Here is a 3,548-nt window from a genome sequence, read left to right on the forward strand (position 1 = left end):
TTCTACTCCGTTCGACTTGCATGTGTTAAGCAGACCGCCAGCGTTCATCCTGAGCCAGGATCAAACTCTCCGTGTTGTTGAGTTCTTTTGGCTTTAGTCAAGTTCTTTCCACTCAGCACAAAGGCTGGTTTTTTTCCCTTGACTTTTTTCTCGTTGTTTGTGATATTGAGTATTAGCTTTCGCCTTGACTCTCTATCTTAATTTTTTTGACGAGGTTAATAGTGCTTTAAGCTTTCAAACTATTCTTTTTTCTAGGTTCAGTTTTTTGCCTTTAGTTCGCGGTTGTTTGAACCGCTTCTCTTCTGGCGCTTTATTAATATACTGATTCCGCAAGATGTTGTCAAGCGTTTTGTAAAAATATTTTTGAGTTTTGGGGGAAGCCATACACACCAAGGGTTTCGGCTCTTAAACCCCGATCGCTCCTCCGCTGGCTGACTCCTCTTTATCCCTTGGACCTGCTTTTTGGGGGCAAAATGTGGCTTTTGGGCGGGCTGTGTCATCATATGTAGAACTTCAGAATTCAATAATCATGGGACTTAGGGACTTCCAAATAAATAATCATGCCAATACTGGCTCAGGGCGGTAAAAAATATCGATAAACCATTTACCGAGATTCAAGGGTTTGTCGTTGACCACGAATTCGCCCAGACGCTGAATCTGCGTTTCAACCTCAGCCCGGAGCGAGTTTGGTGAGTTTGACTCCAGTTTGGTAGGTTTGGGTGACGAGTTTCACCACGGGATGATGACCGTTCCAAGTCATGGAGTGGGCGAATTGCAAAACCGTGTCAATCTCATCAAGAATGCTGCCATTCCCATGATTTTCCAGAACGCCCCAAGTCCGCTCAATGGGATTGTATTTACTGTGATAAGGCGGATAATAAGCCAATCGGAGATTCACCTGATGCCGAGAAAGCAAAGTCCACCAGCCGTTTCATAAACTGGGTGCGCCGGGAATGATTTTCTGGTCCATTATCCTGGTTGAGCAATAAAGTCTCGACTGCTGGGAACCGTCCGCGATGCGCCAACCACCAAGCCTCCAAAACATCGACCATGAAGTCACTGGTGACTTTTGAAGTGGTGCAGTAGAGAAATAACTCGTCCCACTCGGGGAGAAAAATCCCGTAAGGGATGACCGTATGTTTAGGGCCAAAGTCATGGTCACAAGCTTCGGTCTCGACCCGATTTTTGCCCTGGCGCGAGAACGGTCCGACTTTCACTCCGGCTTTGGCATCCCACGAGAGCCGTAATACAGTGGGGTCGGCAGCGGCAGCGACGTTAACGATAGCCAGTTGGTCAAAAATGGCATCGGTCAAGGCAATTTTTTTTGAGGTTTCGTTTTCCCGACTTTGCTGGGATAGTAGCCCAATTGATTGGGCCGCGTCCGAATCGTTTCGGTACTCGGCAAGGCTTCACTACTGTAACCGTTTTGCCCAATCAGTTGACGACGGACTTCGGCGGCACTGAGGCGGGTATACAAACGATTCGTGGTGAACTTCGGGTCGGTCTGGCTTTGACTGTCTACAATGGCTTGAATGTCGCTCAGCAAGTTCGGTAAACGGCTTTCGGTGCGCTTTCTACCCCGCAATTTAAACGCATCGACACAAATCAGGTTGTGTGCGACTTCGCATTGCCCTTTGCGAATCAGGTCACGGTGCCAACCTAATTCGCGCTCGGCCTGGCGCTGTCCGCCCCGCCCTAGCTCCGCTACGGTTTGGGCCATAAACCGGCGACGGGCAGCACCAGGCAGGTGCTCGGCTGTCTCTTTAAATAACACTTTGAGTGAGTCTGTAAGTTTCAACATGGCTTCAGTTTAGTTCATTCAGTCCGGGACGATTTATTTTTTGGAAGTCCCTTACTAGGAGGTAAGGCTTTCGTTAGGGTGTGTCATCAATTAGACTTGTTGGGAAATAGCGGAGAATAGAGGTCAGTGAGAGGGTAGAACGATGCTGGATATCGAATGTGTGCTGAACCAAGACCGCTTGCTGCGAGCATTGACAGGGTTGAATCGCAAAGCGTTTGATGGGTTACTCTAAACCTTTAGTCCCCTCTACGAACAGAGTCGTCAGAGCGAACCTCACCAACGGGCCCTTGGAGAAGGGCGTAAAGCTCGACTACTGGGAACCCAAGAGAAGCTGTTTTTCATCCTGTTCTACTTCAACCCACATTCCGAACCCTCAACTGTCACAAGAGCCTTCCCTTGCTCCTTCGCCATAAAAACAGCACCTCTGGTCAACTAAGTTAAGTATAAATACTTAACTTAGTTGACAGCAATAAATCACTGGGTCGATTTTTACAATACTCCGGACAGTTTTTAAGCAGCCAAAGTACCATAAGACAAGACTGAAGGAAGATTAGGGTGATTTAAAATCAAATCCCGGTCTAAATCTAACTTATCAATAAAGGTACAAAGTAGATGCTTATTGAATTCCAGCCGTTTATAAGAGGCCATAGAAAATACAAACGACTTGGCAGATGAATGACAACTAGAGAGTTCATGTTTAGCTAAATTTAAGGCAATTAGACTGGCATTAAAATGAAAATCAAGCCGTGGAAAATGACGAGCTTGACAATCAGACAATCCTGTAAATTGCTTGGCATCACGAAAAATAAATTCAATCTGGAAGCGAGCCTGATAATATTCAAGAATTTGCTCAGGTGGTAGGTGAATATCAGTGCTAAACAATAAAGCATTTTTGATTTTGCCGTTGGCTTGAACCTCAGAGATACAAACCCAACAAATTGGGCAATTCAAACAACAACGACCCACCTTCAATGTATATAATGAAACTCCCGGTTTTAGGTCTTTAACAAAATTAAGACGACTCAAATCATGGCAGTCAACCTTGCCATCATATTTACGTGGAGATCCCAGTTTCTTTTGTTCACCTGTATATAGCAATCCTAAATGATTTTCTAGACCTAGAGCAATCCTAATTAATTTTTTCCGTGCAATTATATTTATGTATTTTGGGGAAATCAAATTTATGTTCGTTAGTAAAAAATTCTCTCCAAAAATTTGACAATCTTAAAAGACCTACATAAATACCAATACTTTCTTAAAAAGTTTTTAGCCTGTAACCAAATATCTTCAACGGGATTTTGTTGGGGAGCATTTGGAGCAAATAAAATACAAGTAATTGACCACTCATCAGGCTCTTTGTCACCATTTACTTCTAATAAAAAATCTCTAAATTCGCCATATTTATGATAACTGGCTCCATCCCAAATCAAGATAATCTTGCGATTTTTATATTTATCTTGTAAGTATTTTATAAATTTAACTGTTGATTTTCCATCCCCAGATGGATGGCTCTGAACATGGAATTCTTTGCTTTGATAATTGAGTGCGCCAAAATAAGTTTGTCTATCTTTTTCATTGGTAATTGGGACTTCAATTCTGATTTTTGATTGACCCCAAACATAACCAGTCAGATCGCCATGAAGTAGATGACATTCATCTATAAATAATACTATTATTTGCCCGGCTTCTATGCCAGCCTTGTTTTTGAATAAAATATTGTTAATTTCTTCCGTCTTTTTTTTTACCA

2 protein-coding genes, 1 rRNA gene and 1 pseudogene are annotated in these 3,548 nt (G+C 43.1%); all 4 read right to left on the reverse strand.

Features of this window, described 5'->3' with window-relative positions; translation table 11 throughout:
- Positions 1-76: ribosomal RNA gene (locus QUB30_RS33050) — 16S ribosomal RNA — on the reverse strand; the annotation flags it as partial.
- A 482-nt stretch (positions 77-558) separates the two neighbouring features.
- A pseudogene (locus QUB30_RS33055) lies at positions 559-1,798 on the reverse strand (ISAzo13 family transposase).
- A gap of 513 nt (positions 1,799-2,311) precedes the next feature.
- Positions 2,312-2,980: a transposase gene (locus QUB30_RS33060; protein WP_333342477.1), complete on the reverse strand. Its 669-nt coding sequence runs from the start codon at positions 2,978-2,980 to the stop codon at positions 2,312-2,314.
- 11 nt (positions 2,981-2,991) lie between these two features.
- On the reverse strand, positions 2,992-3,548 hold a 557-nt coding region (locus QUB30_RS33065; protein ID WP_333342480.1), incomplete at its 5' end, for a transposase.

It is taken from the genome of Microcoleus sp. BROC3 (genome assembly GCF_036702515.1).
GTDB lineage: Bacteria > Cyanobacteriota > Cyanobacteriia > Cyanobacteriales > Microcoleaceae > Microcoleus.